The sequence below is a fragment of the Pseudescherichia sp. genome (genome assembly GCF_031998825.1).
Taxonomy (GTDB): Bacteria; Pseudomonadota; Gammaproteobacteria; order Enterobacterales; family Enterobacteriaceae; genus Pseudescherichia.
Window position 1 is genome coordinate 13,002 of the sequence record NZ_DAMACX010000027.1, and the last position, 18,649, is coordinate 31,650.

At 57.6% G+C, this 18,649-nt stretch carries 14 protein-coding genes; 6 read left to right on the top strand and 8 right to left on the bottom strand.

All coding sequences use genetic code 11. The features are described 5' to 3' along the window. Positions 1-111 precede the first annotated feature (111 nt). Positions 112-1,761 (top strand): alpha,alpha-trehalase, encoded by a 1,650-nt coding sequence (locus tag RTP97_RS13445; RefSeq protein WP_312414413.1) that lies wholly within the window; start codon positions 112-114, stop codon positions 1,759-1,761. Positions 1,762-1,788: 27 nt separating this feature from the next. Here the strand turns inward: RTP97_RS13445 and RTP97_RS13450 are convergent, their stop codons facing one another. Then, the gene (locus RTP97_RS13450) at positions 1,789-3,387 is read right to left on the bottom strand and encodes an STY4199 family HEPN domain-containing protein (RefSeq protein WP_312414414.1); all 1,599 of its coding nucleotides are present in this window, start codon (positions 3,385-3,387) and stop codon (positions 1,789-1,791) included. 226 nt (positions 3,388-3,613) lie between these two features. Between RTP97_RS13450 and RTP97_RS13455 the strand changes: the two genes are divergently transcribed. Beyond that, a complete protein-coding gene (locus tag RTP97_RS13455) occupies positions 3,614-4,012 on the top strand; it encodes a YdeI family stress tolerance OB fold protein (protein ID WP_312414417.1) in 399 nt (132 codons plus the stop codon). 49 nt (positions 4,013-4,061) lie between these two features. On the opposite strand, the gene RTP97_RS13460 is transcribed toward RTP97_RS13455, so the two are convergent. Continuing rightward, positions 4,062-4,820: an SDR family oxidoreductase gene (locus RTP97_RS13460; protein ID WP_312414418.1), complete on the bottom strand. Its 759-nt coding sequence runs from the start codon at positions 4,818-4,820 to the stop codon at positions 4,062-4,064. A 119-nt stretch (positions 4,821-4,939) separates the two neighbouring features. On the opposite strand from RTP97_RS13460, the gene RTP97_RS13465 reads away from it, so the two are divergent. The 3 genes from RTP97_RS13465 to RTP97_RS13475 all read left to right on the top strand — a co-directional run bounded on the left by RTP97_RS13465 (position 4,940) and on the right by RTP97_RS13475 (position 8,542). Then, the gene (locus tag RTP97_RS13465; protein WP_312211803.1) at positions 4,940-5,848 is read left to right on the top strand and encodes a LysR family transcriptional regulator; all 909 of its coding nucleotides are present in this window, start codon (positions 4,940-4,942) and stop codon (positions 5,846-5,848) included. A gap of 58 nt (positions 5,849-5,906) precedes the next feature. Continuing rightward, entirely contained in the window at positions 5,907-6,947 is a 1,041-nt protein-coding gene (gene yhjD, locus RTP97_RS13470; protein ID WP_312414419.1) for an inner membrane protein YhjD, read from the top strand. 272 nt (positions 6,948-7,219) lie between these two features. Further along, positions 7,220-8,542: an MFS transporter gene (locus RTP97_RS13475; RefSeq protein WP_312414421.1), complete on the top strand. Its 1,323-nt coding sequence runs from the start codon at positions 7,220-7,222 to the stop codon at positions 8,540-8,542. A 44-nt stretch (positions 8,543-8,586) separates the two neighbouring features. Here RTP97_RS13475 and RTP97_RS13480 read toward each other — a convergent pair whose 3' ends face one another. From RTP97_RS13480 to pdeH, 3 genes are all read right to left on the bottom strand, one after another. Further along, entirely contained in the window at positions 8,587-9,099 is a 513-nt protein-coding gene (locus RTP97_RS13480) for a hypothetical protein (protein WP_312414423.1), read from the bottom strand. 195 nt (positions 9,100-9,294) lie between these two features. Continuing rightward, the gene (locus RTP97_RS13485; protein ID WP_312414428.1) at positions 9,295-11,355 is read right to left on the bottom strand and encodes an AsmA family protein; all 2,061 of its coding nucleotides are present in this window, start codon (positions 11,353-11,355) and stop codon (positions 9,295-9,297) included. A gap of 74 nt (positions 11,356-11,429) precedes the next feature. Then, the gene (pdeH, locus tag RTP97_RS13490; RefSeq protein ID WP_312414431.1) at positions 11,430-12,200 is read right to left on the bottom strand and encodes a cyclic-guanylate-specific phosphodiesterase; all 771 of its coding nucleotides are present in this window, start codon (positions 12,198-12,200) and stop codon (positions 11,430-11,432) included. Between the two features lie 236 nt (positions 12,201-12,436). On the opposite strand from pdeH, the gene RTP97_RS13495 reads away from it, so the two are divergent. Further along, a complete protein-coding gene (locus RTP97_RS13495) occupies positions 12,437-13,366 on the top strand; it encodes a sugar kinase (RefSeq protein WP_312414434.1) in 930 nt (309 codons plus the stop codon). Between the two features lie 50 nt (positions 13,367-13,416). On the opposite strand, the gene RTP97_RS13500 is transcribed toward RTP97_RS13495, so the two are convergent. The 3 genes from RTP97_RS13500 to hmsP form a co-directional block, all read right to left on the bottom strand. Continuing rightward, on the bottom strand, positions 13,417-14,907 hold the full coding sequence (locus RTP97_RS13500; RefSeq protein WP_312414436.1) for a pitrilysin family protein: 1,491 nt from the start codon (positions 14,905-14,907) through the stop codon (positions 13,417-13,419). Positions 14,908-15,093: 186 nt separating this feature from the next. After that, positions 15,094-16,380 carry a dicarboxylate/amino acid:cation symporter gene (locus RTP97_RS13505; RefSeq protein ID WP_312414439.1) on the bottom strand — a complete coding sequence of 429 codons (1,287 nt, stop codon included), beginning with the start codon at positions 16,378-16,380 and terminating at the stop codon, positions 15,094-15,096. Positions 16,381-16,536: 156 nt separating this feature from the next. Continuing rightward, positions 16,537-18,540, bottom strand: a complete 2,004-nt coding sequence (hmsP, locus tag RTP97_RS13510; RefSeq protein WP_312414441.1) for a biofilm formation regulator HmsP — start codon at positions 18,538-18,540, stop codon at positions 16,537-16,539. Positions 18,541-18,649 lie beyond the last annotated feature (109 nt).

Consider the following 18,649-nt stretch of genomic DNA (forward strand, 5'->3'; position numbering starts at 1 on the left):
TTGCGCACACTTTGCACTTCAATACTCTTATCAAATGACTAAACTTTAGACTTAAATAACAACCGGTAAAAACCCGATCTTTTTACGACGCCATCCGGAGGTCGCCACTATATGTTCAACCAGAAACTACAGCTTGCTGATTCTGTCGAATTCGAGATCGAGGAGAAGATCCGCTACGAGACCGATCCTTGCGAATTAAAACTGGATGAAATGATCGAGGCGGAACCGGAACCGGAGATGATCGAGGGGCTGCCCGCGTCTGACGCGTTGACCCCTGCCGATCGCTATCTGGAACTCTTCGAGCAGGTACAGTCTTCTGGCCTCTTTGCCGACAGCAAAACCTTCCCTGACTGTGCGCCGAGAATGGATCCGCTCGATATCCTTATCCGCTATCGTCGTATCAAGCGCAGACCTGACTTTGACCTGCGCCTGTTTGTCTCAAGACATTTCTGGCTCCCGGTACAGATAGACAGCCAGTATGTCTCTAATCCAGAAAACTCGCTGAAGGAGCATATCGACCAGCTGTGGCCGGTGCTGACCCGCGAGCCGCAGGATCATATTCCCTGGTCGTCGCTGCTGGCCCTGCCGCAGGCTTATATCGTGCCCGGCGGACGCTTTAGCGAAACCTACTACTGGGACTCCTACTTCACCATGCTGGGGCTGGCCGAGAGCGGCCGTAACGATCTGCTGAAGTGTATGGCAGATAACTTTGCGTGGATGATTGAAAAGTACGGGCATATCCCGAACGGCAACCGTACCTACTATCTGAGCCGCTCCCAGCCGCCGGTGTTCGCGCTGATGGTGGAGCTGTTTGAAGAAGATGGCGTGCGTGGGGCGCGGCGCTACTATGAGCACCTGCTGATGGAGTACGCCTTCTGGATGGATGGTTCAGAGTCGCTGAACCTCAATCAGGCCTATCGCCATGCGGTGCGTATGCCGGACGGCTCCCTGCTCAACCGCTACTGGGACGACCGCGACACGCCGCGCGACGAGTCCTGGATTGAGGACGTGGAGACGGCGAAACATTCAGGCCGTCCGCCGAGCGAGGTCTATCGCGACCTGCGCGCCGGGGCGGAGTCCGGCTGGGACTACTCCTCCCGCTGGCTACGGGATACCCAGCGTCTCGCCAGCATCCGCACCACGCAGTTTATTCCTATCGACCTGAACGCCTTTCTGTTCAAGCTCGAGAGCACCATCGCTAACCTCTCCGGGCTGAAGGGTGACCGCGAAGGCGAAGCCATGTTCCGCCAGCGCGCCAGCGATCGCCGGGCGGCGGTTAACCGCTATCTGTGGGATGAGGAAAAAGGGTGCTACCGCGACTACGACTGGCGGCGCGGCGAGCAGGCCCTCTTCTCCGCAGCGAGCATCGTGCCGCTCTACGTGGGAATGGTTACCCATGAGCAGGCCGATAGGATAGCCGTGGCGGTACGTGAACGCTTGCTTACGCCGGGCGGCATGATGGCCACGGAGTATGAAACCGGCGAGCAGTGGGATAAACCCAACGGCTGGGCACCGCTGCAGTGGATGGCCATTCAGGGCTTCAAGCTGTACGGTAACGACGCCCTTGGCGATGAGATCGCCCACCGTTGGCTTAACACCGTCAACGGCTTCTATCAGCAGCATCACAAGCTGATTGAGAAGTACCACATCGCGGGCGGTACGCCGCGCGAGGGCGGCGGCGGTGAGTACCCGTTGCAGGACGGCTTTGGCTGGAGCAACGGCGTAGCACGTCGCCTGATTGGGCTGTACGGGGAGCCGTAAGCCCCCTGTTTATCAATGAATAGTCCCCTAGCGAATAACGTTATAGATCGCAGTCTGAATGTCCAGCCACCGGCGGGTACTCTCATCAGGCTGCGTTTTATTACGTATCTTTGCCTGCTCGGTTTCGTAGCGCTGCCGCTCAACAACGGCGGAGCGGGTACAGAAGGCGCGCAGGTAATCCTTCCGCTGTCCGGTGAGTTTCTCTCCGTTCAACATGGCGTGACCAAGAGTGGTGGTAAAGCGACGGCAGGGTCGCGGCTCATCCATCTGTCGCTGATAGCGCAACAGCAGAGTCAGCACCTCGTCATTGCCTGCCGACAGCGCCTGCTCGGTCCATGAGAGCTTCCAGTCCATCCCCCCTTTCAGGAACAGCTGGGCCACGCGGGTATCGTTGCGGTCTATTGCCGAGCGAAGGTTGCTCTCGTCCCAGGTGATGCCCATCCGCGTCAGCTGCATGCGCGAGGTAGGCGTGTCATATTCGTTTTCCGTATCGGTCAGCACCTGGGTCTGCGCCGGAGGCTCGCTTACCGCCCGTGCAGCCGGGGTACTGTTTATCATCATGATGCCACCGCCGATCATCACCAACACCATCACGCCAACCGCGCCCCAGAGAATGCCGGAAACCAGGCGTACGCGCTGCTCCGGCGTGCGGACAGCACGACGCTCGGGCCGCTCAATGTCGTCACGCACCTCGAAAATGTCCCCTCCGGCGCGCGCCTTTTTCACTATCCGCGCCTTAAACGCCTCCAGCTCCCCCGCGTCAGTGGTTAACAGGCCGGCCGGGTTAATGGTGGTACGGCCCTCGTTGAAAGCGTGCTGAACCGGGGCGGCGATCTGCGGATAGTAGGTGTCCAGCAGATTGAGCTGAATGGCAGAGAGCGGCTGTTGCGCGGTAAGCGTGTTGCGGATCTGGCGAATGTCGTCGAGGAAGGTTTGCAGGGTCTTGCGCGGGTCGGCAAACAGCGTCAGTACCGAGCTGTCATTAAACAGCGGGGCGTAGTGGCGGGAGAACTCTTTTTTATCCACCAGCATCACGGCCAGCTCGCTAAACAGCATCCCGCTGAGCACGTCGTTACGCTCTCCCAGCTTTAGCCAGCGGCGGACGCGATCCTGACCGAACTGGGTTTTTAGATGGTTACGCAGCTTCACGCCGTCCGGCCACGCGGCATAGACCAGCCCGCTAATCATCTGCTCCAGGGCGCGAAGCTGAGCCAGCCCCTTAAGCTGCGCTTCGCCGTTTACCGTCTCCGTTGAGGTGGGGTAGGTCAGCAGAGGCTGCTGCAGGCGGAGATGCTCAAGGGCGGTGACAAAGCGCAGCGCAGCGATCAGCTGATTTTCGCTGACGTCCTGGCCGCTTTCGTACTGAGGAACCAGCTGCTGCAGATGGCGAAGCTGCATGGTGAACTGAGTCAGCTCGGCGTCGTTGAGCTTCAGTCGCTGCGCTACCGCGCCCCAGCCGCCGAGGCCCTGACGGGCATTCTCCAGCTGCTCGAGGAACCAGCGCGGATCCTTGCCTTCGCTGACGCGAACATCCAGCAGTAACAGAATTTCGATAGACGCCTGGCGAATAATTCCAAGGCAGGTTTCGAATTGTTCGCGGATCCTGAGCGATGTGCTGTATGTCATTATTTTCCCTTAACCACAATTAACGAAAGTTAATGCCAGCCGTCTACGCAGCTTAATTTATCTTAAATTCCAGCTAGTTAGATGATAGGCGACTTTCAATTAAATATCAGTGATGCAGTTAATAAAAGATGAAGGGAAATAAAACAGAGCATTCCTTATCCACAGCGGAATTTCCTATGCCAGGCTTAGAAGAGAGGTATCTGAGGCACATGCGAAAGGAGTATCTATGAAGAAAATGTTACTTGCCGCCACGGTGGCCGCCTTATTCACCCTTCCGGCACTGGCCGAAGACTCACCGGGGTTGAATACGGATAAAGCACCGCCGCCGCCACATAAGCTCGACAACGGCTATCGCGGCATTGAAGATGCCCGTACCATGAACATTAAACAGGCGATGGAGCTGCACGATGGCGGTACCGTCTCCCTGCGTGGGAATCTGATCGCGAAAAAAGGTAACGATATCTATACCTTCCGCGACAAAACGGGCGAGATTGACGTCTATATTCCGATGGCGGTCTTTGCCGGGCGCGAAGTTAGCCCCGATCACCTGGTAGGCATCAGCGGCTCGCTGGATAAGAAACAGAATCCGCCCCGCATTAAAGTACACCACTTCCAAAAAGAGTAAACCGCTTTGTAGGCCGGGCCAGCGCCAGCGCCGCCCGGCGTTTTTATCTCTATAAGAACATCCCGCCCGAGACCTCGACGCGCTGGGCATTCATCCACCCCAGCTCATCGCTCAGCAATGCCGCTACCGCATGGCCGATATCATCCGGCAGGCCGGTGCGTCCCAGCGCCGTTTGCGCGGCGACAAACTGATTTAGCTGCTCATCATCACGCACCCGCCCGCCGCCAAAATCGGTTTCGATGGCCCCTGGTGCAATGATATTTACTGAGATACCCCGTGCGCCCAGCTCTTTTGCCTGGTAGCGGGTTAAGACCTCCATCGCCCCTTTCATCGCCGCGTAGGCCGCATAGCCCGGCAGGGCAAAGCGCGCCAGACCGCTGGAGACGTTCAGGATCCGCCCGCCGTTTTTAATCAGCGGCAGCAGATGCTGAGTCAGAAAGAACGGCCCCTTGAAATGGATGTTCACCAGCTGGTCAAACTGCGCCTCGGTGGTCTCGGTAAAGGCGGCGTTCAGACCGATCCCGGCGTTGTTTATTAAGTAATCAAAGGTGTCGCGCTGCCAGGTCTGTTTTAGCTGCTCCTGCACCTGACGGGTGAAGCTGGCAAAGCTGGCGCTATCCCCGACGTTAAGCTGCAAAGCCACAGCCTTCGCGCCTTTCAGCTCAATTTCGCGTACCACGTCCTGCGCCTCTTTCTGCTGGCTATTCCACGTCAGGATAATATCCACGCCCTTCTCTGCCAGCTTCAATGCGGCGTTTTTTCCCAGTCCACGGCTGCCGCCGGTCACTAATGCAATACGATGCGTCATAAGAAACCTCATTTCTGATGGTGGGGAGATTGAGAAAGAGCTTATTAGGTGGTAGATAAACAATAAAGTCTGCTGAATGCGCTTTACTGTTTCATTGATAACAACAATTGGTGGCATGGATGGATAAAATTTACGCAATGCAGCTTTTTGTTCGTGTCGCGGAGCTGGCGAGCTTTTCCCGCGCCGCTGACTCCCTTGGCGTGCCCAAGGGGAGCGTCTCGCGCCAGGTCCAGAGCCTGGAAAACCATCTCGGTACCCAGCTGCTGCACCGCACTACGCGTCGGGTGCAGCTCACCCAGGACGGCATGGTCTACTACGAGCGTGCAAAGGATCTGCTCTCTAATCTCGACGAACTGGACGGCCTGTTTATCCACGACCCGGCCAGCGTCAGCGGCAAGCTGCGGGTAGATATGCCGGTGGGGGTGGCGCGCAATCTGGTGATCCCCCGCCTGCCCGCCTTTGTGCAGCAGTATCCCGGCATTGAAATCGAACTCAGCAGCAGCGACCGGCTGGTGGATGTGATCCGCGAGGGCTTTGACTGCGTGGTGCGCGTCGGCACGCTGAAGGATTCCGGATTAATTGCCCGCCCGCTGGGCAGGCTGGCGGTAATAAACTGCGCCAGCCCCGGCTATCTGGAGCGTTTTGGCTACCCGGAGACGCTGGAGGATCTCTCCTCTCACGCGGTGGTGCACTACGCTGTCCACCTTGGCACGCGACCGCAGGGCTTTGAGCTTTACCAGGACAACACCACGCGCTGGATCAAGACCGGTGGCATTCTGACGGTCAACAGCACCGAGACCTACCATGCAGCGTGCCTGGCGGGGCTGGGGATTATCCAGGTGCCGCGCACCGGCGTACGTGACGCCCTGCGCCAGGGCAAGCTGGTGGAGATCCTGCCCCAGTACCGCGCCGAGCCGATGCCGGTCTCGCTGATCTATCCCCATCGCCGTAACCTCTCCCGACGGGTACACCTGTTTATGGAGTGGCTGGCGAGCGTCATGAAGGATTACGTCGATTCACCCGCTTAGGTGATGAGAGTCTATAATTTGCGTTACATCACGCTAAGCAGAGAAGGAAGCCGTACTGATGACCCCGGAAAATAGCGCCAAGCGACCTGTCCCGCACCTGGACTACGAACCTGTTAAAAAGGTCGATACCACCGACAAGCCCGAGGCTGAGTCAGAGCCGCTGCTGAGCGGCAAGGCAGAAGGTGTAGTGGAGACGGTCACCGAAGCAGCGGAGAAGATCCAGCGCCGCCCGATGGTTGCACACCTGATCCGTGCTACCGAACGCTTCAATGACCGAATGGGCAACCAGTTTGGCGCGGCCATTACTTACTTCTCGTTCCTGTCGATGATCCCCATCCTGATGGTGTCGTTTGCTGCGGCGGGTTTTGTGCTGGTCTCCCACCCCACGCTGCTGCAGGATATCTTCGATAAGATCCTGCTTAACGTCAGCGATCGTACCCTGGCCGACACGCTGCGCAACACAATAAGAACCGCCGTAGAACAGCGTACCACCGTGGGTATTGTCGGCCTGGCGGTCGCGCTCTACTCAGGTATTAACTGGATGGGCAACCTGCGCGAGGCGATCCGCGCCCAGTCCCGGGACGAGTGGGAGCGTACGCCCCAGGACAGTGAGAAGATCTGGGTAAAATATTTCCGCGACTTTATCTCCCTGATAGGCCTGCTGATTGCGCTGGTGATCACCCTCTCCATCACCTCTATCGCCGGTGCGGCCCAGCAGATGATTATCTCCGCACTCTATCTGGACTATATCGAGTGGCTTAAACCAGCCTGGCAGCTGATTGGCCTGGCGATCTCCATCTGCGCTAACTTCCTGCTCTTCTTCTGGATCTTCTGGCGGCTGCCGCGCCACCGCCCACGTAAGAAGGCCCTGATTCGCGGGACGCTGATTGCGGCGGTGGGCTTTGAGGTGATTAAGATCATCATGACCTGGACGCTGCCTTCGCTGGTAACCTCTCCGTCAGGGGCGGCGTTTGGCTCGGTGCTCGGTATCATGGCCTTCTTCTACTTCTTCGCCCGCCTGACGCTCTTCTGCGCGGCATGGATCGCCACCGCAGAGTACAAAGATGACGTGAAAATGCCGGGCAAAGAGACCCTCTAACCACACTATTGGGCTGAATCAGAACGCAAAGTTTCAGCCCAACGCCCCATTTCAGCATTAAAAACCAGTCCGTAACTTTTATTTAACCAAAAACTGGTTTTATATTCTGATATTTAATTTCTGTGACGCATTTCATAGATGTGAAAGCTCAGGCATAAAAATTATTCACTTTTTGCCGTTTTTATCACCGCCTGCCCGCCCTGTTACAGATTGAAATGTCGCTTTTGCTGTGCGTAATATGGCCCTTCGTTCGCCAAAAATAAGAAATTTCTATGCAAGCTACAGCCACAACGCTCGATCACGAACAGGAAAGCCCCCCGGTCAACTCGCGTAATAAAGTTGTCATCGCCTCGCTGATTGGTACGGCGATTGAGTTTTTCGACTTCTATATTTATGCCACCGCGGCGGTCATCGTCTTTCCGCACATCTTCTTCCCGCAGGGTGACCCGACGGCTGCCACGCTACAGTCGCTGGCGACCTTTGCTATCGCCTTCGTAGCACGTCCGATCGGCTCTGCGGTGTTTGGTCACTTTGGCGATCGCGTCGGGCGTAAAGCCACGCTGGTGGCGTCCCTGCTGACGATGGGTATCTCCACCGTGCTGATCGGCCTGCTGCCGAGCTACGCCACCATCGGTATTTTTGCTCCCCTGCTGCTGGCGCTGGCGCGCTTTGGTCAGGGTCTCGGCCTTGGCGGAGAGTGGGGCGGCGCGGCGCTGCTGGCAACCGAGAACGCCCCGGCACGCAAGCGGGCGCTCTACGGCTCCTTCCCACAGCTGGGTGCGCCGATCGGCTTCTTCTTTGCTAACGGCACCTTCCTGCTGCTCTCATGGCTGCTGACCGACGAGCAGTTTATGGAGTGGGGCTGGCGCGTGCCGTTTATCTTCTCCGCCGTGCTGGTGCTGATCGGTCTTTACGTGCGCGTCTCCCTGCATGAGTCGCCGGTATTCGCCAAAGTGGCCGCTGCCAAGAAGCAGGTGAAGGTCCCGATGGGTACGCTGCTGACTAAGCACATGCGCGTCACGGTGCTGGGCACCTTTATTATGCTGGCGACCTACACGCTGTTCTACATTATGACCGTCTACTCGATGACCTACAGCACCGCACCCGCGCCGGTAGGCCTTGGGTTGCCGCGTAACGAAGTGCTGTGGATGCTGATGCTGGCGGTGATTGGTTTTGGCGTGATGGTGCCAATTGCTGGCCTGCTGGCGGACGCCTACGGTCGTCGCAAGAGCATGATCGTGATTACCTCGCTGATCATTATCTTTGCGCTGTTTGTCTTCCCGCCGCTGCTGGGTTCCGGCAGCCAGGCGCTAGTGATGGCTTATCTGCTGATCGGCCTGAGCCTGATGGGACTGACCTTTGGCCCAATGGGCGCGCTGCTGCCGGAGCTGTTCCCGACCGAAGTGCGTTACACCGGGGCATCATTCTCCTATAACGTCTCGTCCATCCTGGGCGCGTCGGTGGCACCGTACATCGCCGCCTGGCTGACCGCTAACTACGGCCTGTTCTACGTCGGCGTCTACCTGGCGGCGATGGCAGGCCTGACGCTGATCGCCCTGATTCTGACCCACGAAACCCGAAACCAGTCTCTGTAAGCATAAAAAAGCCCGGTAGCGTTAGCGCCGCCGGGCGCATTCCCTCAGAACCGCCAGTTCAGGCTTACCACAAATACCGAAGGGAAAATGATCCCTGATTCCACACCAAAATGGTTGGTAAAGTTATACTGAACCGCATGATAGATATAGGGTGCGAAACCCACTCCGGTGATATTTTTAAATGAGTGATAGATGCCCTCATCACCGCATTTGCTAAACTCATCAAAAAAGAATTCGCCGGTATAACCGTAAATGCCTTTAAATACAATATTATCCTTTTCCGCCCAGTCCTTTCTGACGCCAAGAGAGAGGCAGCGATCCCCGTAGCTGTTTCTCATTGTCCCGACGAGCAGGCTGTAATCGGGGTGGTCAGGAAGTCTCTTTTCGACTGAATAGAATTCGTTATCAAATTTCTCCGTGTATTGACCATGATTCCCAAGCAGATGATAGACAAACGAGCCGGTATTAAAAGCGATGGTATGGTCGGCCTGCGTGCAAGTAGTGGCCAACAGGAGAGTTGTTGCAGAAAGGTTTAAAACGTTAAGACGTGACGGCATTGTGAAGCGATATGTTGAGATAATATCACATTAGAGTAGCAGCTAGAGAGTTAACCAATCCAGTACGGCTGCCATCCACTAAGCCATGGATTATGAAACTGAGACTGTTCTTACCACCGCTGCCCGCTATCAAATTAAAAGAGTAAAGCCCGGTAAGCGCTAACGCCACCGGGCTTTTTTATCCTGCTCTCCTGCTTACTTCTTCATCTGCGCCAGAATGTTCCGGCACTGGTTCTCCTGGCCTTCCGACGGGGAGATGAGTGCTAACAGCGCCGCTGCCGGGGTCACCAGCGTCGCCAGCGCTGCCGCCACCGCACCGCGGGCAATCAGCGGACCCGCCTTCACGCCCGCCTGCGGGTTCTTGAAGGTGCCGCGCACGTAGAGCGGCGAGCGCAGGGTGACGATACGGATCCCTTTACTCTCCGGGTTGATGGTGAGATCAAGCTGCTCTGAGGCGAAGCTGGCGGTCCCGGTGACGTTGATGATCGCGTTCTCGGTATCGAAGGCGAAAATCTGCGGACGCGCCACGCCGTTGACCAGGTTCAGGTTGGCGGCGGCGCAGTTCACGCGCACCTCATCATCGCCGAAAATCTGCCCGACGATAAAGTTCCCGACGTTGAGGCCAAGGATCTCCATCAGGTTACGGCTGACCACGCCGTCGTTCATCAACAGCTTCAGATCGCCGTTGCTTGAGCCAAGCAGCGCGGCAATGGAGTTACCCGTGCCGCGAATATCGGCATCGCCGTTCATCTCGCCAATGGTTTTCTGCATCAGCTCCACGTCCGGCATCAGCTCTTTCAGCTTCAGCCGACGGGCCTGAATATCCGCCCGCCCCTGCATCGGCTTCTTATCCCCTTCAAGGTGGATATTGGAGGAGATGGTCCCGCCCGCCAGGCCGAACTTCAGCGGCTGAAGGCGCAGGTCGGCATTCTTCAGGATGATATGGGTCGAGAGATCGCTGATGGGCAGAGAGCTGCCGTGTTCGATGCGCCGCCCCTTAAAGCGTACGTCGGCGTCCATGGTGTCCCACTTATCGGTTTCGAAGCGATCGTAGGGCAGCACTTTGCCTGCGGGCTGGTTAGTCTTCTCGCCCTTCTTCTGCTCAGACTGCTTCGACTTCTCTGCCCCCTTCCCGGAGTCGACGCCAATCAGCGGGCCTAAATCCGCCAGACGCAGCTGGCGCGACTCAAGATCGCCCTCCAGCTTAGGACGGGGTTTACCGGTGGTGTAGGTCAGAGAGCCATGAATATCACTGTCACCGATGCGACCGTTGAAGCCGCGGTAGTCATAGACGGAGGATTTTTCAGCATCGATTTTCGCTACCAGCCGACCGTCGGTCTCAAACGGCGGCGTATCCGGTAGCAGGACGCCGGTCAGATCGTACAGCTCACCCAGCGAGTTACCGGCAAACTTAAGTTTAAGATCGACCCCGCCCATCTTCATCGGGTCGCTCACCGTACCGGAGAAGGCTACGCGGGTATTGCCGGAGCGGAAGTCAGCCTGCACCGGGAACGGCGTACCTTCGCTGCGCAGCGCCAGCATGCCACCAATTTTACCCGTGCCGGTCACCTGCTGGCCGTTGTAGCGCCCCTGCGCCTTCAGGCCAAACACGTAGTCGCCAACGTCAGCGCTTTTCTCTTTGCTGCTGCCAGTCACTTCGCTAAACGGCAGCGGCTTGCCGAGCGGATCGATCAGGATCTCAACGTCGGCCTTGCTGACCTTATCATCGACCGCCACGCGGCCCTGATCGAAAAGAATATTGTCCAGACGGAAGGACCAGGCCGAAGGTGGCGCGTCCTCATCCTTTGGCTCATCGCTGCCCGCCAGGTTAAAGGTCCAGTTGTTGGTTTTCTCGGACAGGCGGATCAGCCGCGCATCCGGCTTCTCAAACTTCACCCACGGCAGGTAGACGGTCTTCGTCAGCAGCGCCAGCGGTGCCAGCGTGGCCTCAACCCGTGGCAGGTGCACCATGGTGATCTCAGGGATATCGGGCGGGTTGCCAAGGATCACATCCTCGGCATGCACGTGTGGCCATGGCACCCAGCTACGCCAGCCGGTCTCCTGCTGCTGCCGCTCCCAGACGACGCCTAAATCACCGCGTATCGCAAAGGGACGATTCAGCTCGGTGGAGACCTTCTCATTGATAGTCGGTTTAAGACGGTTCCAGTCAAAGGTCGCGATAATGATGATAGCCACCACGATCAGCAACAAAAGCGTTCCCAGGACGGCAATGATTGCCTTGCTTGTTTTTGTCATGCTTGCATCCTTCCATTCTTGCCTTGCCTGTCATAAAGATAGCTGAGCCTGAGGGAAAGGAGTGCAACCTGATGTTATAAAGCGAGAATAACGCTTTCGAGGTTGGCCAGCGGTACGGGGCGAGAGAGGAAGTAACCCTGTGCGGCAAAAGCCGGTGACGCCTGCACGTCGCGCCACTCCTCCAGCGTCTCCACGCCTTCGACAATCACGCCCTGGCAATAACGATTCATCAGCTGCAGCAGCAGCGTGAAGAGGTTACGCCCTTCCGGCGTCTTGCGCAGCATGATGAACAGCTCACGGGCTACTTTGATGTAGTCGTAGCGCACTTCGCTCAGAGCAGAGAAGTTCGCCATCCCGGTACCAAAGTCATCCAGCCACAGCGGGCCAATTTCACAGATCGAGGCAAACGAGGAGTCCTGCGGCAGGCGGATATGCTCCACCAGCTCGAAGCGCAGCCACGGCAGCGTCTCAACCAGCGCCATCATGTGTGGGTTCTGGCGCATCGACAGCAGGGTTGGGCCATCGACGTTGACTGACGCCAGCACGTTATTCTGCACAAAAAAGTCGTTTTGCTGGGCGAGCAGGTTGACCTGCTCCAGCATGACGTCCAGGCGCTGACGGACCGCAACCTCCGCAAAGTAGCGGTCAGGCGCAATACGCTGCGATGGATTATCCGGGTGCGTAACGATCGTTAATACTTCGATTGCCATCAGGCTGCCATCTACGCGATAGATGGGCTGGTAAGTGTAGGCACGTTCACATTGCAGCCAGTAGCGCCGCTCTTCCAGGCTTTCAATGCTCGCCTCCTGAATGCTTAGCCGCTGGATAACCTGCTTCAACTTCATTGTCAGATGTCCTGTAATAGAGTGAGTGACCTGGCGGAACTCGTCTAGGAGTTATCGGCGCAGTGGGTGAGAACTTTATGTTCAATCAGGCAGCAAAATAAAATTCTGCGAGGCGGAATCTGCACTTAACACGCGTCAGCTCAAAAATTTATTGGAACGTTGTTTTAATATGATTGACCACGCAGCACGCGCAACGCACACTAACCCCAATATTTATCCGACTCAGGTTGATGACTATGTCCAGGAAAATTGCCGTCATTGGCGAATGCATGATTGAGCTGTCACAGAAAGGCACAGAGGTGAACCGTGGCTTTGGTGGCGATACCTTAAATACCTCCGTTTACGTTGCCCGCCAGGTCGATCCGGCCGCGCTGTCGGTACACTACGTCACAGCGCTGGGGACGGATAATTTTAGCCAGCAGATGCTGGACGCCTGGCAGAGCGAAAGCGTTGATACCTCCCTCACCCAGCGCATAGAGAACCGCCTGCCAGGTCTCTACTACATCGAGACCGACAGCACCGGCGAGCGTACCTTCTATTACTGGCGCAACGAAGCCGCGGCCAAATTCTGGCTGGAGAGCGAGCAGTCCGCTGCCATCTGTGAAGAGCTGGCAACCTTTGACTACCTCTACCTGAGCGGGATCAGCCTGGCGATCTTAAGCTCGGCCAGCCGTGACAAGCTGCTCTCCCTGCTGCGCGAGTGCCGCGCCAACGGCGGCAAGGTGATTTTCGATAACAACTACCGTCCGCGCCTGTGGGCCAGCAAAGAGGAGACCCAGCAGGTCTACCAGCAGATGCTAACCTGCACCGATATCGCCTTCCTGACCCTGGACGACGAGGATGCGCTGTGGGGTGAGAAGCCGGTGGAAGAGGTGATTGCCCGTACCCAGGCCGCTGGCGTCAGCGAAGTGGTAGTGAAGCGCGGCGCGGACTCCTGCCTGGTGGCAATTACCGGTGAAGCGGTGATTGATGTGCCGGCAGTGAAGCTGCCGAAAGAGAAGGTGATCGATACCACTGCGGCGGGCGACTCCTTTAGCGCAGGCTATCTGGCCGTACGCCTGACCGGCGGCGATGCCGAGGCGGCGGCGCAGCGCGGTCACCTGACCGCCAGCACCGTGATCCAGTATCGCGGAGCGATTATCCCCCGCGAGGCAATGCCGAACTGATCGATGGGCTTTCCCGGCCCCTGTCGCGGGCCGGGTTAAACTGCAATACGCTACTGCTGAACGGGCGGAATATCCGTTACGTCCTGGTGCACGTCATCGCTGACGGGCACAAGGGCTGACGTTTCGGCATTCATCACCTGGTCCCAGGTGGCCTGCAGCTCCTTCATATTAAACTCCGGCTCGCCTTTCGGCTGCAGCAGCACCAGTGACTGATCCTGGGTCAGCTGCTGACGCAGGCTCTGGTTCAGCATCTCGGTCGTCAAGCCGTTCAGGAAGTTCTGCCGCAGCTTCTGGTACTGCTCAGGCGCAATATCCACCACCTGATTTTGCAGAGAGCGCATACGCTGGCTGATCAGCACGTCGGTATCGGTGCGGGCATAGGTCGTGAAGAGCCTTTGCAGCTCCAGCTTTTTCTGGGCAATCAGGGCGTTAAACTCATCCTCTGACAGGCCGTTGTCGCGCACTTTTTTCAGCTCGCGGGCGATCATGCCAAGGTTGGCGCTGAGCTTATCGGGGGCGGAGTCGACGTTAATGGCGCACTGCGCACGCTGGAACAGTACCCGGCAGTCGAAGCCGAGACCAATATCTTTGGCGTTATTTTTAGTCAGCGTCTGCTGGAGATGCCAGAACAGCGCCTCGCGGGCGACGTCTGCACGCCAGTAGCGCTCCAGCGCGGCGGATTCACGAATCGGCTGCCACGGCACGTCCCACATCAGCGAGAGTCTGTCCTGGCGGACGGAGTCGGTCATGATGCTCACCGGCTCGCGCGGTAGTGGAGAGAGCGTCGGCACCGGAGCAGGCGTCTCTCGCTTCCCCTTCAGATCGCCAAAGGTTTTATTGATCTGCTCACCAACGGTGCGGCTGTCGATATTGCCCACCACGATGAGCGTCATGGCGTCCGGCGTGTACCACTTCTGGTAGAAGGCCTTGAGCTGGGCCTCATCCACCGGTTTCTTCAGCGGCGACGCGGGATCGTGTCCCAGCAGGGTGGAGCCTTTCAGACGGTAGCGCCACCAGTTATCTTTGGTCTCTAGCGGCCAGGTCGCCACCATATCGTTGCTGCTCAGAGCGTGTTTTACCGTCTCCGGCGTCACGGTGAGCTTGCCGGTAATATCAGAGAGGTAGACCAGCGCCTCTTTCAGCAGATCGTTGCGGTTATTGGGCAGGCTCAGGCTAAACAGCGTGTAGTCATAAGAGACCAGCGCGGGCGGCAGCGGACGTTTAGGATCGATCCCCTGCTGCCAGAGCGAGCGCACCTGCGCCGGCTCGAGGCTGCCGCTGTGGGACAACGCGATACGGGGAATAAAATGGCTGTAGCCGCTCTGCTGGGTACTCTCCGTCAGCGAACCGGTATTCACCAGCAGGCGGATCTCAACGCGATCGCTGGGGCGCTGCGGCGTACTTAACACCTGCCACTGAAAACCGTTTGCCAATGTCCCCTGTTGCCATGCCGGGTCGGGCTGGAGCGCATCTGCCTGCACGTAACTGGCTGCCATCATCAGCAAACCACCAGTTATGAGTCGAATTTTTGTGCCCTGCATGTGAACCCCTGATCAACATTCCTGGTTAAAAGGCCCCTGCAAGGCAGGCAGCCTAAAATGAAGTTTTAACACTCCGTGTTAGACAGCCAAAAAAGCAAAACGTCACACCGGGAAGTGAAAAAATAGGGGGTAATTATGCGCAGGTGCCCGTGCCCCCACAAGGGACAACGGGCATAAGTCGGCAGATTATGAGGAGATTTCGCCTGTTTTGCCGTCTGGCGCACGGTTATTAAGGGTATTTTTCAGCTGTTTGTGGTCCAGCTCTTTCACCCATTTTGCCACCACGATGGTTGCTACGCCGTTGCCGATCAGGTTGGTCAGCGCACGCGCTTCAGACATAAAGCGGTCGATGCCGAGGATCAGCGCCAGCCCGGCGACCGGCAGGTGCCCCACCGCAGAGAGTGTGGCCGCCAGCACGATAAAGCCGCTGCCGGTAACGCCCGCCGCTCCTTTAGAGGAGAGCAGCAGCACCACCAACAGCGTAATCTGATGGACAATATCCATGTGGCTGTTGGTGGCCTGGGCGATAAACACCGCCGCCATCGTCAGGTAGATAGAGGTGCCGTCGAGGTTAAAGGAGTAGCCGGTGGGGATCACCAGCCCGACCACGGATTTACGGCAGCCGAGCTTCTCCATCTTATCCAGCATGCGCGGCAGCGCCGATTCAGATGATGAGGTTCCAAGGACGATCAGCAGCTCTTCGCGAATGTAGCGGATAAATTTGAAGATGCTGAAGCCGGTAGCACGGGCAATACTCCCGAGCACCACCACGATAAACAGAATACAGGTGGCGTAGAAGCAGATGATCAGCTGTCCGAGCTGCACCAGGGTGCCGACGCCATATTTACCGATGGTAAAGGCCATGGCCCCAAACGCGCCGATAGGGGCGAGGCGCATAATCATATTGATGATGCCGAAGATGACCTGCGAGAAGCTCTCGATCACGTTAAAGATCAGCTGCCCCTTGTGGCCAAGGCGATGAAGTGCAAAGCCGAACAGCACGGCGAACAGCAGCACCTGCAGAATATTGCCGCTGGCAAACGCGCCGATCACGCTGGAGGGGATCACGTCCATCAGGAAGGCGATAGTACCCTGCTGTTCGGCCTGGGCAGCGTAGACCGCCACCGCTTTGGCATCCAGGGTGGCGACATCAACGTTCATGCCAGCGCCCGGCTGCACCACGTTGACAATAATCAGGCCGATGATCAGCGCCAGGGTGCTGACCACTTCAAAGTAGAGCAGCGCCACCGCACCGGTGCGGCCCACCGCCTTCATGCTTTCCATGCCTGCGATGCCGGTTACCACCGTACAGAAGATCACCGGAGCGATGATCATTTTAATCAGCTTCACGAAGGCGTCGCCAAGCGGCTTCATCTGTGCGCCGAGTTCAGGGTAGAAGTGACCGAGCAGAATACCGATGGCGATGGCGGTCAACACCTGAAAGTAGAGGCTTTTGAAGAGTGAGGTTTTCATAGGGTGTCCTTGAATTAAAAACCACAGGCACTGTAGGGTTGGTTCGCCTGCGGTCTTAAAATAACACCCGAACAACATCGCAGAAATAAACTTACTTCAAATTTGAAACAGAAATGTTAAAAAATTTGAGCCAGCTCGCACAAGTGAGCACGGATTTTACGCGCTGCCGTCAACCAAACGGGGAAGATTATGCTGCTCAAACGCCTCCGGGGCCACCGCGCGGCCAAAGAGGTAACCCTGGGCCATCTCCACCCCTGCCTCCTGGAGCCAGGCGCGCTGCGCCTCGGTCTCAACGCCTTCAGCGATAATAGTCAGATCGAGGCTGCGGGCCATATGGATTATTGACGAAACCATGCTGCTGTCCTCCGGCAGGCCTTCAACAAAAATCTTGTCGATCTTCAGCACATCCACCGGCAGGGACTTCATATGCTGGAGCTGGCGCAGGCCCGCGTAGCCCATGCCGAAATCATCCAGCGCAATGCGCACCCCGGCGTTGCGTAGCGGACGCAGAATGGCCACCGCCGCGTGCGGATCGTCAATGCGGCGGCTTTCGGTCACCTCGAGGATCAGCGTGCCGGGCGCGATGCGGTAGCGCTCCAACAGCTCAAGCAGATCCCGTACCATGTCCTCGTGCATCAGCTGCAGCGCCGAGAGGTTAACCGACAGCGGCAGCGTAATACCCCGCGCCTGCCAGGCCGCCAGCTGGCGGCAGGACTCCTCCAGCACCCAGTGGCCGACAACAACCATCAGCCCGCAGGACTCAATGCTGTCGATAAGCCCCTCCGGCAGCTCCCAGCTACCGTCCGGCTGCTGCTGGCGCAGCAGGGCCTCAGCACTAACCACTTCGCCCGTGGCCAGGTTGACCTGCGGCTGTAGCCAGATGGCAAATTGATGATTATCCAGCGCGTTTAAGATATCGCTCTCTTCCGTCAGCCGCTTCTGCGCCGTCGCCATCTGCTCGGGGTCGAAGAACTGGATCTGGTTTTTGCCTTTGCGACGGGCGGAGAGCGCCGCTGAGATAGCCCGGCGGTAGAGCTGCTCCGCCGTCACGTCGCCGTAGAACATGGCGATGCCAATGCTGGCGCTCGGGCGTAGCTGAATGCCCTGCACCGGCAGACGTTCATTGATAACAGTGAGCACTTGCTGACCCAGCGTAATGGCGTGCCACGGCTCGCTGGCCCCGTTGCCAATGATGGCAAAGGTATCCGTACTGACCTGGGCCAGTACCATGCGCGGGGCCAGCACCGACTTCATCTTCTCTACCAGCGTCAGGAGCAGCATTTCACGCTGGCTCTCTTTCAGCACCCCTGCGGTATCCTGCAGAGTTTCACAGGCAATAACCATCAGCGCGGTGGTTTTTTGCCGGGCCACGGTCTGCTCCAGCAGCGCCATCATAAAGGCTTTGTTCGGTAGCTCTGATACAGGAAAGCGCGTTACCTGGCTGTTGAGCTCTTCGTGCTGGCGCAGCACCATCTGCTGGTTACGGTTATAGCCGCGAACCAGCATGCCAATCTCATCGTCATGATGGTGACGGGGTAGCGCCAGCTGGTGTCCAGGGTGATCCTGCAGCGACAGGTCGTTCAGCTCCCGCGCGATCTTGCGCAGCGGGCGGATGATCAGCCGGCTGATGCACCAGGTGAGCGCCACCGTCATGATCAGGACTAACAGTAAGTAAGTAGTAACTAACGTTGAAACGGTGCTCATCACGAACTTATACATGCGGAAGGAGTCCGCCTGCAGCACCAGATAGGCCAGCGGCTGCGGATTAGCCGGGCGCTCAAGGGAGTAGATAGGCAGCGAAATCTGCACCGGTAGCTCAAAGAGCCGGGTAACGGTCACGGGAACCGGACGCTCGGGGATAAAGCTCATGCGCAGAGCCTGGAACTGATTCGGCAGAACGACGTCCGCCCGGCTGACCACGCCAGCGGGCTGGATGCGTTTAAGGATAGCCTCCGCGTCGGCAATGTCGCCCTTCAGAATGGCGGCAGAGAGCGGCTCACGCACCGAGCGCGCAATGCTCTCCAGCTGCGTCCCGGTGTTGTAGCGATTCTGCTGCACAAAGTGGAACAGCAAAATGACGCAAAAAAGGAAAATAAACACCATGGCGACGATCGAGACCATCGCCATCTGTTTAATGGTTAACGAACGGCTAACGCGCAAATTGACTCTCCAAATACTCCGTGTCCGCAAAAGTAACCGGCGGCTACCTGCCTGCTGTCAGAGTATACTCGATTCTGACAGCAGATTAAGACTGTGATAGAGAGCCTTG